This is a genomic window from Brasilonema sennae CENA114, assembly GCF_006968745.1.
GTDB classification, from domain to species: domain Bacteria; phylum Cyanobacteriota; class Cyanobacteriia; order Cyanobacteriales; family Nostocaceae; genus Brasilonema; species Brasilonema sennae.
Map to the genome: position 1 here is coordinate 1719409 of NZ_CP030118.1, position 21694 is coordinate 1741102.

Here is a 21694-nt window from a genome sequence, read left to right on the forward strand (position 1 = left end):
AATAAACAAATCATCTTCTGCCAGTACTTGGCTTTTTGACATCTGCACAAAGTTGCTTCAGACCTAATACCAGAGGGGTTATTCCTCCATATAGGGTGAGCCACAAGAGTATCTGTTACGATTGACCACAACAGAAGATGGTTGTAGTTGTCACAGGCATTAATTTTCGTAATTTTACGCCATTTCTAACCATCATTTGCCATCTGAAACGAAATAATTCTCTTTTTTGGCACTACTAAAGTGGAGCAACTTTGAACAACTACAAATTGGGGAGACAAAAAGCGATGACACTGCGCCCTTAGGGGTTCCCAAGGGGGGTGCAAAGTGTCCGGGTGAGGATTTTCATCCCGATTTCTCGCCGTTTCGCCGTTGTGTTCTACCACGACCAAACAAGTCGTAGACCCAATAAATTGCAGGCTTTTTACTTTCCTTACTCTGTCTTAATTGACCTTGAGTCGTAGGGTTTTACCCATTTCTACTCAAGAAACATAATTGACAGCATAGTATTTTCTTAAGGTTGCAGCAACATACAACCTTTAACCCTGCTAGTAGAGACCATAAATTTCTTGCCTCCACTTTATTACAAAGAAACAAAGCAGTAACAGTCGCACTTACACGGCGATTAATACTGGTTTTGTTGCCTCATAATTTTATATTAAATAGTAGCATGATTTAATAATAGCAAAATAGGTGTTTCACTTTTAAATCAACTTGCTGATACACTTTTATCGAAATTTTTATGGTTGGGGTGAGTATTGGTGGTCGGGTTTTATAAAAATTCATTTAATTTTGACAAGCAGTTTTAACGAGATGAGTGAGAACAAGCGAGTTTCTTGATCAAGAGGTCAAGATGTTCATTAAGAGCTTTAACAATTCTATATAACCAAAAAATAGAGCTTCACGACCAATTGAGCGATTTTTTAACTCAGGGCTTGTTTAACTCGTCTTGACATCAAGATATAGTTAGAATCCAAGGAGCATTAAATTTGGAAATTTTCGCAGCTTACAATGAACTAAAGTCTCAAGAACAGTGTCGCTGTATTTTACTCTCCTTCCTCCAACGCCGAAAGATATAAATTAATTGTCAAGCAGTGAGCATTTTTCTGGTAATCTGGCTATTGACACATCTGGTGTTAAACCCATTGGGTAGTAATACAACTAAAATTTTGATAATTATCCTTAAACTATAATGAGTACCTCTTTAATCATCAGCCTATTAACAGGTAGCTTTTAATTAAGGGCAACAAGAGTATAGCTCACTTATTGGTGAGCTACTCCATAGTGGAAATTATTCCCAAAGATGGGTATAGCAATTTCAAAACTTTGGTTGGTGGTCATGGAAGTTATTTTTAAGATCATACGGCAACAACAAAATTCCTCCCCGATAGTGCAGAATTACCATTTGGATGTTGAAGGGGGGAATACAATCCTAGATTGTCTCAATCTTATTAAGTGGGAGCAAGATGGGACATTGGCATTTCGCAAAAATTGTCGCAACACGATTTGTGGTAGCTGCGCAATGCGAATCAATGGGCGTTCGGCTTTGGCTTGTAAGGAAAATGTTGGTAGTGAAATTGCCAAATTGGAACAAACTGTTATAACAGGAAGTCATACAAATGGCATTCCAGAAATCATCATCGCACCACTAGGCAATATGCCTCTGATCAAAGATTTAGTGGTAGATATGAGCAGTTTTTGGAACAACCTTGAGGCGGTTGCTCCTTATGTGAGTACAGCGGGACGTAACATTCCAGAAAGAGAGTTTTTACAAACACCGCAAGAGCGATCACGGCTTGATGAAACTGGTAATTGTATCATGTGTGGAGCTTGCTATTCTGAATGCAATGCTCGTGAAGTTGACCCAAATTTTGTTGGCCCCCACGCACTGGCTAAAGCTTACCGCATGGTGGCAGACTCTCGTGATCACAAAACCGAAAGTCGTTTAGAAGAATATAACGAAGGAACTAAAGGAGTTTGGGGTTGCACCCGTTGTTTTTACTGTAATTCCGTATGTCCAATGGAAGTCGCCCCATTAGACCAAATCACAAAAATCAAGCAGGAAATTCTTGATCGCAAACAAGCAAGCGACAGCCGTTCAATTCGTCATCGTAAAGTATTGATAGACTTAGTTAAAGAAGGCGGGTGGATTGATGAGCGTCAATTTGGTTTACAAGTCGTCGGGAACTACTTTAAAGACCTCAAAGGGTTGCTCAGTCTTGCTCCCCTTGGATTGCGAATGATAGCCCGAGGTAAGTTTCCTCTTTCGTTTGAACCTTCCGAAGGAACTCAACAAGTGCGATCGCTGATTGAAGCCGTCAAGCAAGAAGAGAAGAAATTACAGGGAGTGAGGGAGTGAGGAAGTGAGAGAGTGAGTGAGGGAGGGAAAATGCCTTCCCTGCTTCCCTCTTTCCCTCCTTCCCTCATAATCTCCTTAACGTGGATCTTGAGGTATATTCAGCGGTTGTCCGGAACGGTTATAAACTAAAATATCCCATTGCCCATTCACACTAGACTCAAAAGCAATCCTATTACCATCAGCACTCATTGTTGGATGACGAACTTCTGCTTGCAGGTTGGCAGTCAAATTTCTTAATTGACGTGTTTCTCTATCATACAGAAAAATAGCTGAGCGGCCCTGTCTACTACCTGCAAACACGATATAACGACCACTTTCAGAAACACCAGGATGAGAAGCGACAGTATCAAAGGAATTTAGACCGGGCAAATCTACCAAACTACCAGTAACTCTGTCAAACATATAAATATCTTGTCTACCCCCTCGGTCACTCGCAAAAACGATATATCTTCTTGAGATTTGGGGATCTAATTCCGAAGCAGAACTATTAAGACTTACTCCGCCTGGATCGTAAGGATAGTTCACTATGCGTGGGTAACCAACACAGCCACTTAACAAACTAGCTGTAACAAATATAGGTAGAAAAATAGAATGTTTCATAGTCATGAGTCATGAGTCGAAGACTTTAGACTTTTACACCATCCCCCTTATGGAGGTGCACCCACCGATGCGCCATTGTCTATATCTAACTCAACATCCGGTCCGCGATCTAAAACTTCAATATCCCACTGACCACGGCTAGCACTTTCAAAGACAACATAACGCCCATTTGGGCTGATACTTGGATTTCTGATCCAGCCACGATAGGTTGGGGTAAGAATTTGCGACTGTTGCGTAGCACGATCATAAAGCGCCACCACTGGTCTACCTTGGTCACTGGTCATATAAGCAATGTAACGTCCGGTGTAGCTGAGGCTAGGACTTTCGACAATTGTTTCCGGTTGGTTTAAGCGCGGTGTTTGAATAAACTGTTGCTGATCCAAGTCATACACCAGCAGTTGGTGACTACCATTGCGATTAGAGACTAATGCTAAAAAACGACCATTTCCACTCAACGCAGGTTGCTGTTCCGTGTAACGGCTGTTGAGGGAAGTCGGTCCAAGAGGGATATCGCTATAACTACAAGATACAAGCAAACTTGCCAATGTAAAACTTAGACCCCAAGGAATTTGCCTTTGGAGCCAAAAACTAGGTGTAATTTTCCTCACTTCAACTTTTTTCGTTACGCTTTCGCGTCTTCCACCTAATCTTATTTATAGATTTATAGATCATCATCAAATTTGGATGAGCTATCTCGATCTTGATCCGAACGCTCAGGACGGTCTAATGGTTTGTATTCTACATACTCACTAGAAATGACTTCATCATCCTCACGTCCCCTTTGAGGAGCAGATTCACTGGGCGATCGCCGTTTTCTCGGTCTTGCAGGAACATCCTGATCACGACTTTCTGGACGTACTGTTCCATTACTACCACGACGCGAAGGTCGTCTTTCTTCAGTAGTCGAGCTACCCCACTCATCAACTACTCTATCGGAACCATTCCAATCTTCATCTTCAATCCTTTCTGAAGGGCGTACAGAACGTCCAGAACTCCGGCGACGGGTTTTGTCAGTTTTGTCACTTGATGTTGGTCTTTCACTACCATTGCGACGTTCTAAACGACGAGGAGTTTCATCTTCGTAGTAATCATCCCGAGATGAACGGTTATCCCTGCTACCCGAAATTCGACCACGCACGGGGCGCTCATCGTAGTCATCATCATAAGGCAGTGGTTCTAATTCAGCGTCTACCTGTGCCTTATACTTCTTGTTATACCTGTAGTTGTCGCTAACTTCTCGTTCATCATCAACAATGGGAGTGTTACGCTTGGCTTGCTGAGTCGCTATACCTCGCAGGCGAATACTTTCCACCGCAAAAAATATAGTTGAGCCTGCCAAAAGCAACTGACCAAATTGTAGAATTGGGTCCAGACGCCAACCTTGGAATATGAGAATGAAGCCGCAGAGTAAACCCACAGCAGCAAAAAATATATCCTGGTCGCGTGAGAGTTCTGGACGCACAGTGCGGAGAAAATACAGTGCTGCCCCAGCCACAGCCAAGAAAATTCCTAGGATACTGGCTGAGTTTGCCCCAAAATTGACTTGAGCCAGAACACTGGCTGAGTTCAGCCCAAACATTAGCATCGTTGTTTACCTAATATCAAAATCTATGTTAGCGAGTCAGAATTGAAATCTCTACTGTAATTAGACACAATATACTTTAAGGATGTAAATTTGCCACTCGGGCTAAGCGAAGTAACACTTATGCGTCTCTACATTATGACCCAAAGCTAACAAGTCTGTGTCTGTCAACTCAGTAAGCTTAGTATAATTATTTTTTTATAATGAATTGCTAAGAGTTACCAATTGAGCAGTGAACTGGCGGAAAACCAGTTTTAAAACTAGAGGCGTGGTATGCCACGCCCCTACAATACATCTTATGAACGCTGGATTTTATCCTTCTGGCTCACAAAAAGCAATCCTACTGTGGCGGGGACAACAACAATTAATGCACCCCAAAACAGACTCCAAAGGAAATTTGCTAAAGATGGCGTCATAGATTTCAACCTTTTTTTACATACTTTATAACAATTCTAATGGTCTAGTAGACCGTTGAGAAGCCAGTTATCCCAAAGATAAATGATTCAAGTTGTTTAACAGCCTTTGGTTAAAATTAGAGAAAGGCTTTACAAACCTTAAAATCTGCTGATTCAGTTCTTTCCCTTTATTCAAAAAAAGTCAAGCTTAAATCATGACTGGTGCTGACCTTGCCATTTGGATTCTCGGTCCAATATTAGGACTGATGACATTTTTGTTTATTTTCCGGATTATTCTGACTTGGTATCCCCAAGTTGATTTGAATCGTTTGCCTTTTAATCTGGTCGCTTGGCCTACTGAACCTTTTCTAATACCGTTACGAAAGATTGTGGCACCTGTGGGTGGGGTGGACATAACCCCAATTATTTGGGTTGGTATCTTCAGTCTTTTACGGGAAATTCTTCTCGGTCAGCAAGGACTGCTGACCATGCTGTCTCGTGCTTAGTAACAAGGGGTGTAGGGGTGTAAAGGTATAGGCGTATAGAGGAAATGCATTTACGCTTGAGATAGAGAAAATGCATTTTTCTCTTATTCTCTTATTCTCTTATTCCCCTACACCCTTACCCCCCTACACCCTTAGCTTTGGTCACAAATACTACTGCACTAACGTTTTCATCTCCTGTACGAAACTCGTGTAGACTTGCCCCTGCAAAAACTGTGGGTGTTCCATGATTTTCTGATGAAACCCAATCGTTGTGGGTAATCCCGTGATGGCACATTCTCGCAGTGCTCGTTTCATACGGTTAATAGCAGTGGGACGGTCTGCTCCCCAAACTATTAACTTGCCAATGAGGGAGTCGTAGTAAGGAGGAATTTGGTAATCAGTGTAAACATGGGAATCTATTCTAACTCCTGGACCTCCTGGGGGGAGATAACCACTGATACGTCCGGGGGAGGGACGAAAGTCATGCTCAGGATCTTCGGCATTAATACGACATTCGATCGCATGACCCCGTAAAATAACTTGGTCTTGTGTCAACTTGAGTCTTTCCCCTTGAGCAACACGGATTTGTTCAACAACCAAATCTATCCCAGTAATCATCTCCGTGACAGGATGCTCAACTTGAATCCGGGTGTTCATTTCCATAAAGTAGAATTTGCCGGATTTATCTAAGAGAAACTCAATCGTACCTGCCCCACTGTAGTTGATAAACTGAGCAGCTTTGACGGCAGCTTGTCCCATTTTCTCTCGTAAATCTGGATCTAGAGCTGGACTGGGGGCTTCTTCTAAAAGCTTCTGGTTACGGCGTTGAATTGAGCAATCCCGTTCACCTAAGTGGATGACATTACCATAGTTATCAGCCAAGATTTGAAATTCAATATGACGGGGACGCTCAATAAATTTTTCCAGATATACTCCGGAATTGCCAAATGCAGCTCCGGCTTCGCCTTGGGCTGCTTGGAAAGACTTGACAAATTCGCTTTCAGAATGTACCAAGCGCATACCCCGTCCGCCACCGCCTGCTGTGGCTTTAATCATCACTGGGTAGCCAATTTTTCTGGCGATCGCCAAACCTTCTTCCTCCGACTCTATCAACCCATCACTACCTGGTACTGTGGGTACTCCAGCTTTTAGCATGGTCTCTTTCGCGGTGGATTTATCCCCCATCAGCCGGATAGCTTCCGCAGATGGACCAATGAAAGCAATATGATGGTCAGCACATATTTCTGCAAACCGAGCATTTTCTGCTAAAAAACCATAACCAGGGTGAATAGCGCTGGCATTCCGTATCAATGCCGCTGCAATAATGTTAGGAATGTTCAAATAACTTTTACTGCTAGCAGCTTCGCCAATGCAAACCGCTTCATCAGCAAGTTGGACATGCAGAGCATTACGGTCAACGGTGGAGTGTACCGCAACAGTCGCAATCCCCATTTCTTCACAGGCGCGGAGAATGCGAAGCGCGATTTCTCCTCGATTAGCAATTAATATTTTGTCAAACTTCATCTTTTAGCTTTTGATATCAGTCCTGTAGATTGACATTGTTCTGCCATCAAAATTGAAATTACGCAGAGCCTCATTTCAAATTCTGACTGGAGATTCCCAAAATTCCTTCCAAATATAAGGAAAGATTTCGCTGCTTGCCTCTACGGGTATTAACTAGACTAGCAGCAGCGATGTTGCCGAGTATGAGTTCATTTTCCCGACTTTGGCATAATAAGAGCGTACTGTGCGCTTCATGATGAGTAAGCGCGCTCTTGGTAGGGGAGGACAGTGCCCTTCGGGTAGCATGTGGCGTTTTCAAGCGCAGCCTGGCGACGGGCGTTCCCGGAGGGTAGAACCAATTGCCGAGCAGCTGATCGCGCGATACCTTTAATATCACTTGGAAAGTCATTACTTTTCTGTCCGTCGAGTATATCCATCTGTTGATAGTTGTGAATTCTTGTACTTAATTTTTTGTTACTTGGATATTACTGATGATAAATATTTTTGTTGTGCTATACTATATATCCAGGGAAACCTTGCGGATGTGGCGGAATTGGTATACGCGCACGCTTGAGGTGCGTGTGGCTTTGCCTTGCGAGTTCGAGTCTCGCCATCCGCATATTTTATTATTTAGTGCCAAGTTATGGGTGCCGAAGTGTCAACTTTTGTAAATGGAAGAATGACTTAGCACTCATCAGTCACACTTGATTAGCGATCAGGCTACGAATGTGAGAGTACGTCAATAAGTCTTTACTTGTGCTTTGATAGAAATAAGTGAAGTTTTGTAAAGAACCTTGACTGCTACTTTTAGGCCAACAAACAACTTAACATTACCTATTGGATGGCACCGCCTCAGTGCAACTTGGCAAGGTGGCGAAGAGGTCATTCAACAAAGTTTGCCCCACACTCAGCTAGCACCAGCTTGGCAATTGCTGCTTTTAGGTGATGGTTCTCCAACCAGACACCTACAATTACTAACGGGCGAACCGACAGAGGTAGATGTCATCGATATGTCATTAATTGGCATGGACTTAGATGGTGCACCAGAACTTATTAAAGCTGTCCCAGGACCACGGTTACGGCGACAGGTGTGGCTGCGTACCGCCTCTGGTCAACGATTGGCATATGCTACTTCATGGTGGGAAGCATCTCACGTAGATGAGTATTTGCAAAACCGTTCATTACCGATTTGGGCGAGTTTAGCTCGTCTGCGTACAGAATTGTATCGGGATGTGCAAGGGATTTACTACGGTGACTCAGAAGCTTTGGAGTCAGGTTTTGATGAAACCGGACCTTTTTGGGGTCGCCACTACTTGTTTTGGCACCACGGACAGCCTTTAACGTTAATTTACGAGGTGTTCTCGCCTTACTTGACGAAATATTTGGGATCCACGCAGCTCAGTTCAATCAATGCTGAGATTTAGTTGCAAATTTTGCTGTGTAGCAAAAACTTCTTGTTTTTTGCTACACAATCAGGATTTTCCATCCATCTGTGCTAGCTTCCCTATGCTGCTTTGTTCAACATCAAAGTCCCAGATCCTCTGGAAAGCCCAGCATGATGTTTAAGTTTTGTACAGCTGCTCCTGATGCGCCTTTGCCTAAGTTATCGAGGCGAGCAACTAAGAGCGCTTCGTGGGTTGTATCATTGGCGAAAACGAAAATTTGAACAATATTAGTGCCATTCATTGCCATCGGGTCTAGGAATTTTCCGTCTCGCAGAAGAGTGGAATCTTCAAATGGAGCGATTTGTACAAATTTTTCGCCTTGGTAGTAGTCGGCGATCGCTTGATGGATAACCTCACCAGACGGTGGATGATCCAAAGTCCACAGTGGTAAGGGTACCTGTACTAGCATCCCCTGCTCAAAATCCCCCACTGCTGGTACAAACAGCGGCGGTGATGCTAATCCTGAATACTTACGCATTTCCTTAAGGTGCTTGTGCCCAAACTGTGTACTGTAGATACCATAGGGATAGAGCGATGGTGCTCCAGCTTGCTGATCGTGGAAAGCATGATAATCTTTGATAAGATTCTTTCCGCCACCAGAGTATCCTGATACCGCATTAATGGTAATGGGAAAGTGACTCGGGAGGAGTCCCTTGTCTATCAACGGACGGATACAAGCTAAAAATCCTGTAGGGTAACAGCCTGGAACACTAACAAACTGGGCGCTGGCAATTTTCTCTCTTTGTCCCGAACTCAGTTCAGGAAACCCATAAACCCAACCCTCAGCCGTTCGATGGGCAGTACTAGCATCGAGAATTTTAACCTTATCACTGCGGACATTGCTAACAGCTTCGCGGGCTGCATCATCCGGTAGACAAAGAATGGCAACATCGACAGCATTGATCAGTTTCGCTCGCTCAGCTGAATCCCTGCGTCGAGATGCTTCAATATTAACTAACTCGATGTCGTCTCGTTGGTTGAGGCGCGAATAAATTTGTAAGCCCGTGGTTCCTGATTCCCCATCAATGAAAATCTTACGTTTAGTAATCATGTGCTCAGCATCCTGAACCGTGACAGATATTTTGTCCCACCAATACTTAACTTAATATGTTGTGGATCAACTCATCAATAAAGGAAAGGAAACCTTTTGGTTAATCTTACCAACAAGCAATTATGATGTCACAATAATCAGGATTTTTTCTGGTCAAATTGAGTACTTAGACATGGCTATTTTCCGTTTGATCAGCGTGTCCATGTTAGAGTCGATGTCCGGTATTATCCGGAGCACCTCTCCTACAGAACCGTACGTGCCCGTTTCCGTGCATACGGCTCCCAGATGTTCTTAGGGTTGTTGTTCCCTTTTGCTCATGTGGTGGTATTGGTGGCATTCTCGATGGACTGCTATGCAGTTCTTGGGTTTCCAATTCTGATGATTTCCGTCTACGTGATGTAGATGGACTGTATCTGAAGATATCATCTTCATTCCACATATTCCACATGAATGATTCTGCCGTTTCAGGGCTTTAGAGGTGTGCCCATCGTAGAGCTTGCTGTTGCGCTTGCTCCAGTATGGTATGTCTCCGTCAAATGGTGATTTATTTCCTATGACCATGACATGACTGTTTTCGGAGTAAGGAACCGCTGGGAATGCCTTGTCTACAAGCTCTTTGCTTGAGTAGCGGTCATTCTTGGTTTCTTTATTAAATACCGTGAATGTTCTGTTGTTGATGTGCCACAATGAATTTCGTGACCCATTCATTTTGCAGAAGCGGTGGTAATTTCTCCATCCTCTAACTAAAGGAGCGAGCTTTTCGGCTTTTTCCTTAGAACCATAGTTAGGGCAGTTGACGATGTTTTTGACTTTCTTACGAAATGCTTTAAAATTGTCCGCTGAAGGGATGCTTCTAAATTTTCCGTTCTTCTGTACTTTGAATTTCCAGCCTAGAAAATCAAACCCATCTGTCGAGGCGGTTATCTTAGTCTTGTTTTCACTGATATTCATTCCTCTGTCTGCAAGGAATTGATTTATTCTTTCAAGTATTTCTCTTGCGTTGTCTTCGGGTCTAAGTATTATTACCATATCGTCAGCGTATCTGACTGATGGTTCGATGATATATTTTGTAGGGGTATTTGGAGTTATCCTTCTACCTGCTATTTCATGATATCTATGGATACTTTCGATTCCGTTTAGCGCAATATTGGCTAATAAGGGACTTATACCATTTCTCTAAATAGTGGCTACATTTAGCTCTTGAAGAATGTAGTCCCATCCAGTCAAAGAAGCTATCACTTCTGGAGTGAGGTTATTTAACACCGTTCTTGTATGCGATTGCAGCTGTTCTAAATTGTCGTAAATCCCCCAACAAATCGTGGTTTTTAATATACTGCCAGAGCCTCTCTATCGGATTCAGTTCTGGGCTGTGAGGTGGTTGAAATAAGAAAATAATATTCGGAGGAACCTGCAGAGCTTTGGTAGTGTGAAAGCTACCATTATCTAGTTGAATAATATTCAGTTGTTCTGGATATTGCTCTGATAATTTATTCAAATAAATTTGAAAGCAATCGGTATCTAGATGAGAAAACTCTAAGAAAAAACTTTCCGCTACATTTTTCCTAGACAAAACCGGACAACCTTGGCAAAAAAGGCGGGTTGATCTGTCAACAAGTACGAGTAATTGAGAATCAACGCCTTTTTTGCCCCCACCACAGATATCTGTGGGAGCTTCAAGAGTACTCGTGGGGGAAGGTTGTCCGGTTTTGTCATGGTTTCACCCAACCCCTGTTCTTGGTTCAATTACCCCATAGATATAAAATGCTTTAAAGTCCCACGCTCACTGTGCCGATAGGCTTCACCCCCAAACCTGTAATCCGTCGTCTCTCAATGGTTTTTAATCCCAAACGAGTTTCGTCTTGACACCAATAGCGAACTGACGCTAAAGATTTTGTAGCTTCAGGACAATACTGTTTTAACCATTGAATGACTTTGAGGACGAAAGGCAGTTTTTTTTAAAGGAAATTGCTAACTGCGAGTCTTTTTTCACACTTTGGCGTCGAGGGACTTTAAGTTTTGCTTTTAGCTGATAACGTACTGTTGCATAGACCGTTTTATAATCAACCTTTACGCCGTAAAATTCTTGCAACCACTTGTGAATTTCACCATAGCTTTTAAAGCCGTTGTTTGGGTCTTTTAGGCGTTCTTCTAAAACGGCGATCGCTTCTGGAGGAATAATCTTTTGCCTACCTCCACCGTGACGCACCTCCAACAGTCCTAAAATCCCACCTTGGCGGTATTTATGTAACCAATTTTGTACAGTTACTCGGTGGGAACCGATTGCTACAGCTATATCTTTGATTGTTTTTAGCTGACCAGTTTTGAACAAGTACAACGTTTGCACTTTTTGAAAACCTATGGCTGTTTTTTGCTGATTTAAAAGGGTATGAAGTTCTTCCCCTGTCTCCTTTATGTTTAGTTGGCAAACCCTAACCATATTGCAAGCCTAATAATTTTAACCACCATTATATGTAGCTTACCAAAAAAGAAATGGTATTACTACACCACCTTGGGGAGTTCCTTGTTCGGGAAATTCGGGGTGTATTCCTGCCTTTAGGCATCGGAAGATACCGATTTTCAACCCTTTTGGTGCTATCAGGTTTTCCATGATAGTCGTATGGCTTATCCTGTCGAAACATTTCTCAATATCAAGTTCTATGACTCGTTTATTGATTCCATTTGAGGATGAGTTTAGATTGTTTGCCAGTTGTTTTTGTGCATCGTGTGCACTTCTGCCTGGTCTGAATCCGTAACTTCTCGCGTGGAATGTTGCTTTGTGTGCTGGTTCTAGTGCATATTTTGCTAGGCATTGCCAAGCTCTGTCTGCAATAGTTGGGACTTTGAGAATTCGAGTTTTTCCGTCCTTTTTTGGAATCGGAATTTCGCGTAATTTGTTATGATGCCAATTGATGTAATTAGTCTTGAGTTTTTCCTCAAGTGCAAAACGTTCTTCAAAATTGAGGGACGCTTTGCCATCAATACCCGCAGTCTTTTTTCCGGCATTTAGCTGAGTTACTTGACGAATAGCCAGGAACCTTGCAGCTTGAGATTTCAGAATCAGTTTTTGGAGTGACCGCGTTTTTCGCTTGTCTCCTGCTTTAACTGCTTTAAATAACCTAACTTGTAGGCGGAATAAATCTTTCCGAAATTTCTTCCAGGGCAGATTCTTCCATGATTCACTAATCTCATGACTGTGCCTAACCATACTCTACTCCTTTTGGTTATTTTCTGAACACCTTTCAGCAATTACGCTGAATCCTACCCGTGCTAAGAGAGTTCCGTATCTCGTCATACCTACCTTGGGTTCGACCTCCCAGGACTCTTAGCTCGTTTTTATTCGTTCCTCAGTCAAGATATATGTGCCGTCAGATGTAACCAATCCAACCGTTAGAACCCCTTACTCTTGCCGCTTGCGTACTTATCATCGGCGGGATTTTTGCTCTAACGAAGTCAAGGTTTTTATGTTATGCCTTGCTCCAATCTGGGTCGTTTTTCTAGGTTCTATTTCATCTTGCGCACTCCCTGTTAGCGCCAGTGTCGATTCATAACAACCGTCTGGTTGCGCCCTGTTCCCAGCTTCACTCTGCGGAATTCCGAGTCCGCTCGGTGTGGGCAGATAAGGAGTCACCTCTGAGTTTGAGGGGAAGGGTTTTCACCTTCATCTTGTCCGAAGTTCAACCATTTCTGGTTGACATGCTTATTTACGGGCTGAATACCGTGATTCAGCATGTAATAAATCGCACAAGTAAAAATTGTGCCCCTAGGCATACACGTAGCGGCACTGCAAGAGAATATTAAGTTGACCTCAATGTGCTCGACCCCTCGCCTCAGCGCCCGATTTCGACACCTTCAAGAATGCCGAGTGCGTCGGGGATGACTACGGCAGCAGAGTAGTAAGCACTTACTAAGTAGGAAATGACCGCCTTTTCGTTGATACCCAAAAACCGCACAGACAAACTGGGTTGGTATTCATCAGGAATACCCGTTTTGTGTAGACCTATCACCCCTTGGTTTTCTTCTCCAACACGGAGTACCAAAATAGAGCTAGTACCCTCCTTGGTGATCGGAATTTTGTTACAAGGAAAAATCGGATAGTTACGCCAAGCAGGTACAATCTTTCCGTTGACCTCGATGCTTGGGGAATAGACTCCAAGACGGTTACACTCTCGGCCAAAAGCAGCGATCGCCCGAGGGTGAGCTAGGAAGAATTTCGACTTCCTCCGCCGAGAGAGCAATTCATCAAAATCATCTGGAGTCGGTGGCCCGGTGCGGGTAAAGATGCGTTGCTTAAGATCAGCATTGTGCAACAACCCGAAATCAGGATTATTTAGCATTTCGTATTCTTGCCGTTCCCGCAACGCTTCGATAGTCAGGCGTAATTGTTGCTCCGTCTGGTTCATGGGTTCGTTGTAGAGGTCAGCAACTCGCGTATTCACCTGTAAAATGGTTTGAGCGACGCTTAATTCATACTCCCGTGGATTCAAGTCGTAATCAACAAATGTCCTGGGTAACTCAGTCTCCTGACTATGACCTGCGGACAGAACGATCTCAGCTTGATTATGCTTATCCTGAGGTTTGCTCAATAGAACTCTAAAGCGATCAACTTGAGTGTGCAACGCTTGCGACTGGTTTATCAGCTCCCGAAACGCCTGTACTGGCAAAGACAAAACTATGCAACGCGTAATCGCTTTGAGGCTAACATCCCAAGTATCTTGAGACAGAACTATAGCTTCGCCACCAAAACAATCGCCGTCAGCTAAGATATCCCGTAAAGCTTCCGCTTCATACTTTCCTGCCTTAAGCTTATTAACTTTACCATAGGCAATTAATAACACCTGGTCGGCTGGTTGACCTTCCTGTACAATGACCTCACCAGGAGCAAATTCTTGTTGCACAAAGCGGTCTGCCAAGGCGTTGAGTACCGAAATATCCTCAAACCCACGCAGTAAAGGTAGCTCACAAAGTGCTTGGGGAATAACCCGTACTTCGGCTCCTGTATTAGTAAAGCTGACCCGTCCATTGCCAACATCATAAGTCAAGCGACGGTTAACCCGATAGGCCCCACCCTTGATTTGTACCCAAGGCAACATCTGTAATAACCACCTGGGGGTAATCCCCTGCATCTGGGGCGGAGTTTTCGTGGTTTTGGCTAGATTCCGCGCCCCTTTCGTGCTTAAGCTCATTTGGGGTTGCCCGTTTTCTTGGTCTAAATCTGGCCTAAGCGAAGCATCTGTCATAACGTTAACGTTTCATCCCACTAAATTTACATTCCTAAGAGAGACCATCGGGGGTAGGGTGACCCCCAATACGGTTCGGTTAGGAAAGTTATCTATTGAGTCAAGTAGGGGAGTGAGTGGAGCACAGGAAGTGGGGGGGGAGTAAAATTAACGTATATCAACTCTTTTTCTCCCCCATCTTCCCCTAGCTCCCCTACTTCTCCATCTTCACTCCCTAGCTTTAAGAGCTTATCCGAACCGTATTGGGGTGACCCCTGCCCCTACTTTAAGGAGGGTGTTCGACTATTTAGAGACCAATTTCTACATCTTCAAGGATGCCTAGTGCATCAGGAACGAGAACGGCTGTAGAGTAGTAAGCACTAACCAGGTAAGAAATAACAGCCTTTTCGTTAATATTCATGAAGCGGACAGACAAACTAGGTTGATATTCATCAGGAATGCCAGTTTTATGAAGACCAATCACACCCTGGTTAGCCGCTCCCACACGCATTAACATGATGGAGCTAGTACGCTCTTTTGTAACGGGAATCTTATTGCAAGGATAGATGGGAATACCACGCCAAGACGGAATTGCACTGTTGCCTGCGGGGATAGGATCAGGATAGAGTCCAAGGCGGTTACATTCCCGACCAAAAGCTGCAATTGTGCGGGGATGAGCTAAGAAAAAGCTTGGTTCTTTCCAAACAATAGAGATCAACTCATCAAGATCATCGGGAGTTGGGGGACCACTGCGGGTAAAAATACGTTGTTTGAGATCAGCATTGTGTAATAGTCCGAAGTCACGATTGTTAACCATTTCGTGTTCTTGGCGTTCTCGTAATGCTTCGATGGTCAGCCGTAACTGTTCCTCCGTCTGATTCATGGGTTCGTTGTAGAGGTCAGCAACCCGTGTATTGATTTGCAAAATGGTTTGAGCAACGCTTAACTCATATTCCCGTGGATTGAGTTCATAATCTGCAAAAGTCCCAGGTAATACTGCTTCCGCGAGGTGGCCGGAGGTAATATCGATATTAGCTTCCCCCTCTTGGTTTTTGGGTTGGCGCAATTTTGCCCTGAATTGATCCACTTGCGCTTGTAACGCCTCGGACTGGTTAACCAGGTTTTGAAAGGCTGCTTGAGGCAGAAACAAGATGGTGCAACGCGTAAGGGCGGTGAGGGTGACATCCCAAGTATCCTCGGATTCGACTAAAGCGTAGTCGCCAAAATGGTCGCCATCGGCTAATACATCCAAAACAACTTGCTCGTCATACTTGCCTGCGCCAATTTTATTGACTTTACCATGAGCAATCAGCAAGACTTGATCCGCTTGTTGACCTGCTCGGATGATGACATCTCCGGCAGCAAATTCTTGTTGCACAAATTGACTAGCCAAGGCGTTTAAGACCTCAGTATCTTCAAATCCCCGCAACAAAGGTAACTCAGTGAGTTCTTGAGGAATGACCTGTATTTGAGTCCCTGTATTGGTAAAGGTGACTCGTCCATCTCCAACCACATAGGTTAAGCGACGGTTAACCCGATAGGTACCACCCACTGCTTCTACCCAAGGCAGCAGTTTTAAGAGCCACCGTGAGGTAATTCCCTGCATCTGGGGTTGAGTTTTGGTGGTTGTTGCCAAATTACGCGCTGCTTGGGTCTGCAAACTCATTGGCAATTGCTCAATTTGATTTTGTATGGGAGTGTTTGCTGCATCAGTCATGATTAATCTCCATTGGTAATGTTTGTTGACAAGTTATTTGATCGCAATAGGGACTCAGATTGAGTTGAGTTAACCTTTCCTTCCTAAGAGCGATCCAATTTTGGTAGCTGAAGTCCCTAACCCTGTCGGACCACTCAGTAAGTTCTGCACCGCTGGCTGAATATTGGTTTGAGTTGTTTGCTGACCAACACTTGGTCTAATTTGGGTCGCCCCAGTGCCTAATCCTGTTGGACCATTGAGTAACCGCTTTTGTGTCGAGTTATTCCGCAATTCAAATTCCTTATAGCGGTCTACTGCCCTATGCCACTTAAGTACGCCGCACATCCACTGTTCGAGTTTCTTGACGTAACCGTACAGTTTCTCACGGGCACTGGTATCCAGGTCGAAATCATCACACAAGATAGGGAGTTCAGTCGCAACGATATGTTCAAACTGACAAGCACGAGAGGTCATCAGGTCGTTAACAATTGCGACAGCCTCGGGGATATCGCAGTTAAGGAAATTCTGAACCGCCAGCACACCGTTATTAATCTCGCCCTCAAATTCGATTTCTTTCTGGTAAGAAAAAACATCGTTCGTCAAACAGGCGAAGTCGGCGGCTGAATTATCAATTCCCTGCATGGTTCGGGTGGCGAAGATCTCTGATGGAATCTCGTCCCCTTGGGAAAGTCGAGACAGGCTCATGGTTAGATCGGAGCCAAAGGTCTTACGACGCATCTCCACATAGTCTATGGGGTCTGGAATGCGATTTTGAATCTGGTTCGCTAGTTCCCATAGCCAACTTTCTGTCATACTTTCGATCGCCTGACGAAACAGACGACGAGCATTAGCTGTCATCGGCCCAGCCGTCCGCGCCCAAATATCAGCTAAACCCCGTTCGACTGGATTGGTTGCTTCGGGAATGGAATCTCCATCAAGGGGCATAAACGCTGATAGCCGAGCGTTGAAAATTTTCGCTCCTGCCATGTTGCGGCTATAGCCATACAGTGCAGGGAAGTAGTCATCAGCATAGGTTCCCCAAACGAGCCAACAAGCTGTGATATTCAACTCAGGACTAGATCCATTGGGATGAATATACGCACCGCATAACGCTACGTCTGCCACATCGAATTTATGATCATCCCAGATGTAAATACCTGGCATCCCTGGCAATACGTCCAGCATCCCCATTTGACGCGCCCATTCCTTAGAATGCCGCCGAGCCTCTTCTAGATGAGGATTCAAGCTGGTGGAGAAGGGCATATAAAACTGCGGCAGTTTTACTGGTCCTACAGGCTGATAGGGGATATGGGTAAAGCTTTTGAACCGTTTTAGTCCCAAACTATCGTATAAAGCTCCCAGACGAGCCGCCGATGTGCCTAGTCCAGTGGGGCCACCTAAAAGCCAGCTGAGGGTCGAAGATTTGTCTGATGTTTGGTTCATGTAGCGGCTCGATCTCATGTGCCACTCATGACCTCCCGATTGCCAGTCTTGAAGTCCTTTGGCATATAGGACTACTTTTAGACGCTCATCAGGAGTCAGACTATATTCCTCGAACAACCAAGGAAGCTCAGTAACAAAGGTGTTCTCGAACTGTTGCACCCTTGATGTGAGTAAGTCGTTAGTTTGATTCGCCGCCTCTTGGGTACTCACATCGAGGAATCGTTCTAAAACCAGGATACAGTTAGCATTTTCCCCTTCTTCTTCCACTTCTCTTTGGTAAGAGAAGATGTCATTTCGCAGATGTACCCCGTCAGAAAAGGTATCTTTGAGAACACGCATTGGTCGAGTGGGCGCGATCGCAGCCGGAATTTCTGCCCCAACCGCGTGTTCCACTAGGTTAGCTGACCAAGGCGCTCCCCCCACCTTACGGCGCATCTCAATGTACTCAATGGGGTTAGCGACTCGATTTTGACTGATGTTGGCGAGTTCCCACTGAGATTCTTTGAGAAGATTGATGGTACTCTCAGAAAACCGGATTACCCAGTCTTGGGAGGCATTAGGGATGGTGCGGTCCCAGAGATCTACTAAACCGCGTTCTACGGCATTGGTGGGTTCTGGCTGCGTTTCTTGGGGCTGCACAGGCATAAATGCTGGCAGTCCATTAAGGTACTTCTTAGCCCCAGCCATATCTTGGCTACGCTTGTAAAGCTCAAGGAAGTGATCATCAAAGAAAAATACCCAAACATACCAGTCAGTTACCAGATTGAGCATGGGTTCATCGGCATCTGGATGGGTATAGGAACACAGCAAGGCATAGTCATGGGCATCAAACTTGCGCTCATCCCAAATTCCATAATCTTCTGATCCCTCTGCCCCACCCAAAATCCCCATTTCATAAGCCCAGGCTTTAGAATGTACCCGTGCCGCTTGCAGGTTTGGGTTCAGTCGTGCCGGCCAAGGCACATAAAAACTCGGCAACTCAAAAGGTTGCTTGCTTGAAGTCATTGTCCATTTAAACCTATCAGTGAAAAATGACAAATTGGACGAATAAATTTCAGTGCGATTCGCTTTTAGACAAGTTATTTTAAGAACACCACACTTTCGGCGTCTGCCTGCTAAAGCATCGCTACGATCATTGTCCTATTGGACTTTTGAGTCACCTTATTTTTGATCTTCGACCCTTGCAAATCAGTGCTTACTAGGGTTTGCCTCTAAATTCACCAGAGTTTATCTCTAAGGTAAGATGCATTCGAGTAAAACAATCTCATAGTGAAACAAAAAAAGCAATAGGTAGAGTAAAGCAGTTAAGCAGATAGTTAAATCAAAATTGAAGACATTAAGACAGTTAACTAAATCTCTTCTTTATTACGTAAAAACACATAAATTTGTAAAGAATTGACTATAAAAATACCTTCTTTTTCTGACTAATTCTTTTAAAATCAGACATACTGATTTTAATACTGAGTGACTAAAATATATCAATTTTTTCCGGGTGCGAGATGTGAGTTAAGCAGACAGTTAAGACAGTTAAGACAGTTAAGATAGTTAAGATAGTTAAGATAGTTATAAAACTTTACATAATTGGTTAGACTTAGAACTTAAGCATTGACAAAGTAGACAAAAAATGCATTTTTGAAAAAATGAAAGTGGTAGGCGATTGCACGGAGCACAGAGGTCAAGGGCGTATCGCTAATCACTAAAAGCCTTGGAAGACAGTAGGACTTACGCAAGCGTCACAATATAAGGTCAACTGGCACATATATTTCAAATTGAGGTAAATGCTCGTAAACATTGATTTATAAACGTTATAGCTAAAATATCTCCGTGTGACAATTTTAAGAAAAATGTCCCAGTTGCGTAAGTCCTGTGTCTTTAATTTTGAACTTTGAATTTTGAATTTTGAATTGTTATCTGGGGTAGGAACACTATGAGAACTACTACCATAGGACTTACGCATGAGTTACTAATGAACTTGACTGTGAGATTGCTTCCTTACGTCGCAACGGGTGCAACTACGTTATTGTTGCGTAAGTCCTGTACCAAACCATTAACTGATTCGTGTGACTTGAACACTTACCTCTATTCTTACTGGCAGAATCATGCGGATGCTGGATGTGTACTTTTGCCGGAGATTATGCCAGGGGTTTGTCGCATGATGGTGTCAATAGATTTTTGCTACCGAACCCAAGGATTTATTTGATAAAATCAAACTGCATATCAATGAAGAAAAAAAAGAAACCGTCTCTGGTACTAACGCTCTCGTTTGCAGGATTCTTAATTTGTGCAGGGAGTGGAGGGTACTGGCTGTTAACTCAGGGAAACTCATCATCTAAAGATTTACTACCAGGTGCGAATATCATTCCCCAAGATGCCCTATTTGCAGTATCTGTGAGCACAGATCCAGGACAATGGGACAAATTACGAGAGTTTGGCACAAAAGAAACTCAAAGCTTACTGGATAAAAATTTAGTGCAGTTGCGCGATCGCTTCTTAACTAGTAATGGTTACGACTTCCAAAAAGATATCAGTCCTTGGGTTGGCGATCAAGTCACAATCGCAGTTCTCGCCCCAAACGCCAGTAAACCAGTGTCAAAGCCGATTGCGACTGATGGAGAAGCAACGACTAATGAGCAGTCGATGGTTATGATTCTGCCAGTCAAAAATCCCGAAAAAGCAAGCAGCATTCTAGCACAACCCAAAGCCGCTAAAGGCGGTAAGTGGATTGACCGCACTTACGAGAATATTGTTATTAAAGAAACTGAAGGGCAAGTAGGAGAAAAATTTTCAACAGCCCTATTGGACAAACGTTTTCTCGTCATCACTGGTAATTCCAAAACCACAGAACGGGCAATTGACGCATATAAACGTCAACAATCCCTAGCGACAAGTCCGGGTTTTGCAGACAATGTGCCAAAAATTTATAATTACCAACCCTTTGGTCAATTCTATGTGAATGTGCCTTACTCTGCTAGAATAGCCGCTAAATCTCCAAACCGCCCTTTGCCTGCTGAAGTTTTGAGTCAACTTCAAAATAATCAAGGTATAGCAGGGACGATGACTTTGGAGTCACAAGGAATTCGCTTAAAGAGTGTTTCTTGGCTAAATCCGACCAGCCCGCGCGTGCTAACGGTGGAAAATAAAGCAGGAAACATGCAAAACCGCTTGCCCACAGAAACCTTAATGATGCTGTCTGGCGGAAACTTACAGCAGTTTTGGACTGATTATGCCTCAACTTCCCAAGCAAATCCCTCTGCACCAGTTATGCCAGAACAACTGCGAAATGGTGTCAAATCCCTCACAAATCTTGATTTAGAGCGAGATTTGCTCTCGTGGATGAGAGGAGAGTTTTCTGTCTCAGTGATTCCAAATACTCCCAAACAAGGTATAGCAGACGATTTTCGTGCTGCTTTGGTTTTCATGGTACAGGCAAGTGATCGCAGCCGTGGTGAAACCGCCCTCAAGCAGCTTGATGAAGTTATGAAAAATCAATACCAGTTCCAGATAAAATACACAACAGTTGATGGTAAACCTGTTGTCAACTGGCTCGGACCTTTTGGAACTTTGACAGCCAGTCATGGTTGGTTAAATGATGATGTCGCTTTCTTGGCGGTTGGTGGATCTGTCACTGATAAAATAGTTCCTAGACCAAATAACACCCTAGGCAGTAGTGGCTCATTCCAGGACACAGTTCCACGACAACCCAATCCTACAAATGGTCAGTTTTTCTTGGATGTAGAACATACGGCGAAAAATTTTCCTCTACCGGTTTTCTTGCCTGAACAACAAACTTTGTTACAAGCAACACGCTCAATAGGAGTGACAAGTGCTGTGAGTGATAGCCGCAGTACTCGCTACGACATTTTTGTATCACTTAAAAAAGCTGGAAAACCAGATCCTTTACCAAGTCCGGCAAATAAATGAT

17 protein-coding genes, 1 tRNA gene and 2 pseudogenes are annotated in these 21694 nt (G+C 43.8%); 6 read left to right on the plus strand and 14 right to left on the minus strand.

The genetic code is table 11. The annotated features are described in order from the left end of the window. Positions 1 to 1336 precede the first annotated feature (1336 nt). Positions 1337 to 2356: a succinate dehydrogenase/fumarate reductase iron-sulfur subunit gene (locus DP114_RS07270; protein WP_171978136.1), complete on the plus strand. Its 1020-nt coding sequence runs from the start codon at positions 1337 to 1339 to the stop codon at positions 2354 to 2356. A gap of 75 nt (positions 2357 to 2431) precedes the next feature. Here DP114_RS07270 and DP114_RS07275 read toward each other — a convergent pair whose 3' ends face one another. From DP114_RS07275 to psbX, 4 genes are all read right to left on the minus strand, one after another. Continuing rightward, the gene (locus tag DP114_RS07275) at positions 2432 to 2956 is read right to left on the minus strand and encodes a TolB family protein (RefSeq protein WP_169265828.1); all 525 of its coding nucleotides are present in this window, start codon (positions 2954 to 2956) and stop codon (positions 2432 to 2434) included. Positions 2957 to 3003: 47 nt separating this feature from the next. Continuing rightward, positions 3004 to 3564: a TolB family protein gene (locus DP114_RS07280; RefSeq protein WP_171975787.1), complete on the minus strand. Its 561-nt coding sequence runs from the start codon at positions 3562 to 3564 to the stop codon at positions 3004 to 3006. 53 nt (positions 3565 to 3617) lie between these two features. Beyond that, the gene (locus DP114_RS07285; RefSeq protein WP_171975788.1) at positions 3618 to 4541 is read right to left on the minus strand and encodes a Ycf66 family protein; all 924 of its coding nucleotides are present in this window, start codon (positions 4539 to 4541) and stop codon (positions 3618 to 3620) included. A gap of 293 nt (positions 4542 to 4834) precedes the next feature. Then, complete coding sequence (psbX, locus tag DP114_RS07290) at positions 4835 to 4954, minus strand: photosystem II reaction center X protein (protein WP_169265825.1); 120 nt, start codon at positions 4952 to 4954, stop codon at positions 4835 to 4837. Between the two features lie 194 nt (positions 4955 to 5148). On the opposite strand from psbX, the gene DP114_RS07295 reads away from it, so the two are divergent. Continuing rightward, positions 5149 to 5439, plus strand: coding sequence for a YggT family protein (locus DP114_RS07295; RefSeq protein ID WP_171975789.1), 291 nt, complete (start codon positions 5149 to 5151; stop codon positions 5437 to 5439). A gap of 150 nt (positions 5440 to 5589) precedes the next feature. Here DP114_RS07295 and accC read toward each other — a convergent pair whose 3' ends face one another. After that, positions 5590 to 6942 carry an acetyl-CoA carboxylase biotin carboxylase subunit gene (gene accC, locus DP114_RS07300; protein ID WP_171975790.1) on the minus strand — a complete coding sequence of 451 codons (1353 nt, stop codon included), beginning with the start codon at positions 6940 to 6942 and terminating at the stop codon, positions 5590 to 5592. Positions 6943 to 7012: 70 nt separating this feature from the next. After that, positions 7013 to 7330: a hypothetical protein gene (locus DP114_RS07305; protein WP_169265822.1), complete on the minus strand. Its 318-nt coding sequence runs from the start codon at positions 7328 to 7330 to the stop codon at positions 7013 to 7015. 129 nt (positions 7331 to 7459) lie between these two features. Here DP114_RS07305 and DP114_RS07310 point away from each other — a divergent pair. Together DP114_RS07310 and DP114_RS07315 are read left to right on the plus strand one after the other, a co-directional pair. Then, a tRNA-Leu gene (locus DP114_RS07310) sits at positions 7460 to 7540 on the plus strand. Positions 7541 to 7715: 175 nt separating this feature from the next. Beyond that, a complete protein-coding gene (locus DP114_RS07315) occupies positions 7716 to 8345 on the plus strand; it encodes a chorismate lyase (protein WP_169265821.1) in 630 nt (209 codons plus the stop codon). Between the two features lie 100 nt (positions 8346 to 8445). On the opposite strand, the gene argC is transcribed toward DP114_RS07315, so the two are convergent. From argC to DP114_RS07355, 8 genes and pseudogenes are all read right to left on the minus strand, one after another. Then, a complete protein-coding gene (argC, locus tag DP114_RS07320; RefSeq protein WP_171978137.1) occupies positions 8446 to 9414 on the minus strand; it encodes an N-acetyl-gamma-glutamyl-phosphate reductase in 969 nt (322 codons plus the stop codon). 294 nt (positions 9415 to 9708) lie between these two features. Continuing rightward, positions 9709 to 10584, minus strand: a pseudogene (locus DP114_RS07325) (group II intron reverse transcriptase); the annotation flags it as partial. Positions 10585 to 10669: 85 nt separating this feature from the next. Then, on the minus strand, positions 10670 to 10987 hold the full coding sequence (locus DP114_RS07330) for a transposase (protein WP_171975552.1): 318 nt from the start codon (positions 10985 to 10987) through the stop codon (positions 10670 to 10672). 345 nt (positions 10988 to 11332) lie between these two features. Then, positions 11333 to 11854: a helix-turn-helix domain-containing protein gene (locus DP114_RS07335; protein ID WP_172195170.1), complete on the minus strand. Its 522-nt coding sequence runs from the start codon at positions 11852 to 11854 to the stop codon at positions 11333 to 11335. A 48-nt stretch (positions 11855 to 11902) separates the two neighbouring features. Further along, positions 11903 to 12622, minus strand: a pseudogene (locus DP114_RS07340) (reverse transcriptase N-terminal domain-containing protein); the annotation flags it as partial. A 622-nt stretch (positions 12623 to 13244) separates the two neighbouring features. Further along, the gene (locus DP114_RS07345) at positions 13245 to 14654 is read right to left on the minus strand and encodes a family 2B encapsulin nanocompartment shell protein (protein WP_171975792.1); all 1410 of its coding nucleotides are present in this window, start codon (positions 14652 to 14654) and stop codon (positions 13245 to 13247) included. A 286-nt stretch (positions 14655 to 14940) separates the two neighbouring features. Beyond that, positions 14941 to 16350, minus strand: a complete 1410-nt coding sequence (locus DP114_RS07350) for a family 2B encapsulin nanocompartment shell protein (protein WP_171975793.1) — start codon at positions 16348 to 16350, stop codon at positions 14941 to 14943. 69 nt (positions 16351 to 16419) lie between these two features. Continuing rightward, on the minus strand, positions 16420 to 18777 hold the full coding sequence (locus DP114_RS07355) for a family 2 encapsulin nanocompartment cargo protein terpene cyclase (RefSeq protein WP_171975794.1): 2358 nt from the start codon (positions 18775 to 18777) through the stop codon (positions 16420 to 16422). 922 nt (positions 18778 to 19699) lie between these two features. Here DP114_RS07355 and DP114_RS07360 point away from each other — a divergent pair. Beyond that, on the plus strand, positions 19700 to 19972 hold the full coding sequence (locus tag DP114_RS07360; protein ID WP_169265800.1) for a hypothetical protein: 273 nt from the start codon (positions 19700 to 19702) through the stop codon (positions 19970 to 19972). Positions 19973 to 19992: 20 nt separating this feature from the next. Further along, on the plus strand, positions 19993 to 21693 hold the full coding sequence (locus DP114_RS07365; protein WP_169265801.1) for a DUF3352 domain-containing protein: 1701 nt from the start codon (positions 19993 to 19995) through the stop codon (positions 21691 to 21693). The last annotated feature ends 1 nt before the right edge of the window (position 21694 follow it).

Bases quoted from the DNA above. Each gene is read 5' to 3' on its own strand.
- DP114_RS07355 (WP_171975794.1), bottom strand. From the start codon at position 18,777: ATGACTTCAAGCAAGCAACCTTTTGAGTTGCCGAGTTTTTATGTGCCT.
- DP114_RS07335 (WP_172195170.1), bottom strand. From the start codon at position 11,854: ATGGTTAGGGTTTGCCAACTAAACATAAAGGAGACAGGGGAAGAACTT.
- DP114_RS07285 (WP_171975788.1), bottom strand. From the start codon at position 4,541: ATGCTAATGTTTGGGCTGAACTCAGCCAGTGTTCTGGCTCAAGTCAAT.
- DP114_RS07270 (WP_171978136.1), top strand. From the start codon at position 1,337: ATGGAAGTTATTTTTAAGATCATACGGCAACAACAAAATTCCTCCCCG.
- DP114_RS07350 (WP_171975793.1), bottom strand. From the start codon at position 16,350: ATGACTGATGCAGCAAACACTCCCATACAAAATCAAATTGAGCAATTG.
- DP114_RS07275 (WP_169265828.1), bottom strand. From the start codon at position 2,956: ATGAAACATTCTATTTTTCTACCTATATTTGTTACAGCTAGTTTGTTA.
- DP114_RS07360 (WP_169265800.1), top strand. From the start codon at position 19,700: ATGAGAACTACTACCATAGGACTTACGCATGAGTTACTAATGAACTTG.
- accC (WP_171975790.1), bottom strand. From the start codon at position 6,942: ATGAAGTTTGACAAAATATTAATTGCTAATCGAGGAGAAATCGCGCTT.
- DP114_RS07345 (WP_171975792.1), bottom strand. From the start codon at position 14,654: ATGACAGATGCTTCGCTTAGGCCAGATTTAGACCAAGAAAACGGGCAA.
- DP114_RS07365 (WP_169265801.1), top strand. From the start codon at position 19,993: ATGAAGAAAAAAAAGAAACCGTCTCTGGTACTAACGCTCTCGTTTGCA.
- DP114_RS07305 (WP_169265822.1), bottom strand. From the start codon at position 7,330: ATGACTTTCCAAGTGATATTAAAGGTATCGCGCGATCAGCTGCTCGGC.
- psbX (WP_169265825.1), bottom strand. From the start codon at position 4,954: ATGACGCCATCTTTAGCAAATTTCCTTTGGAGTCTGTTTTGGGGTGCA.
- DP114_RS07295 (WP_171975789.1), top strand. From the start codon at position 5,149: ATGACTGGTGCTGACCTTGCCATTTGGATTCTCGGTCCAATATTAGGA.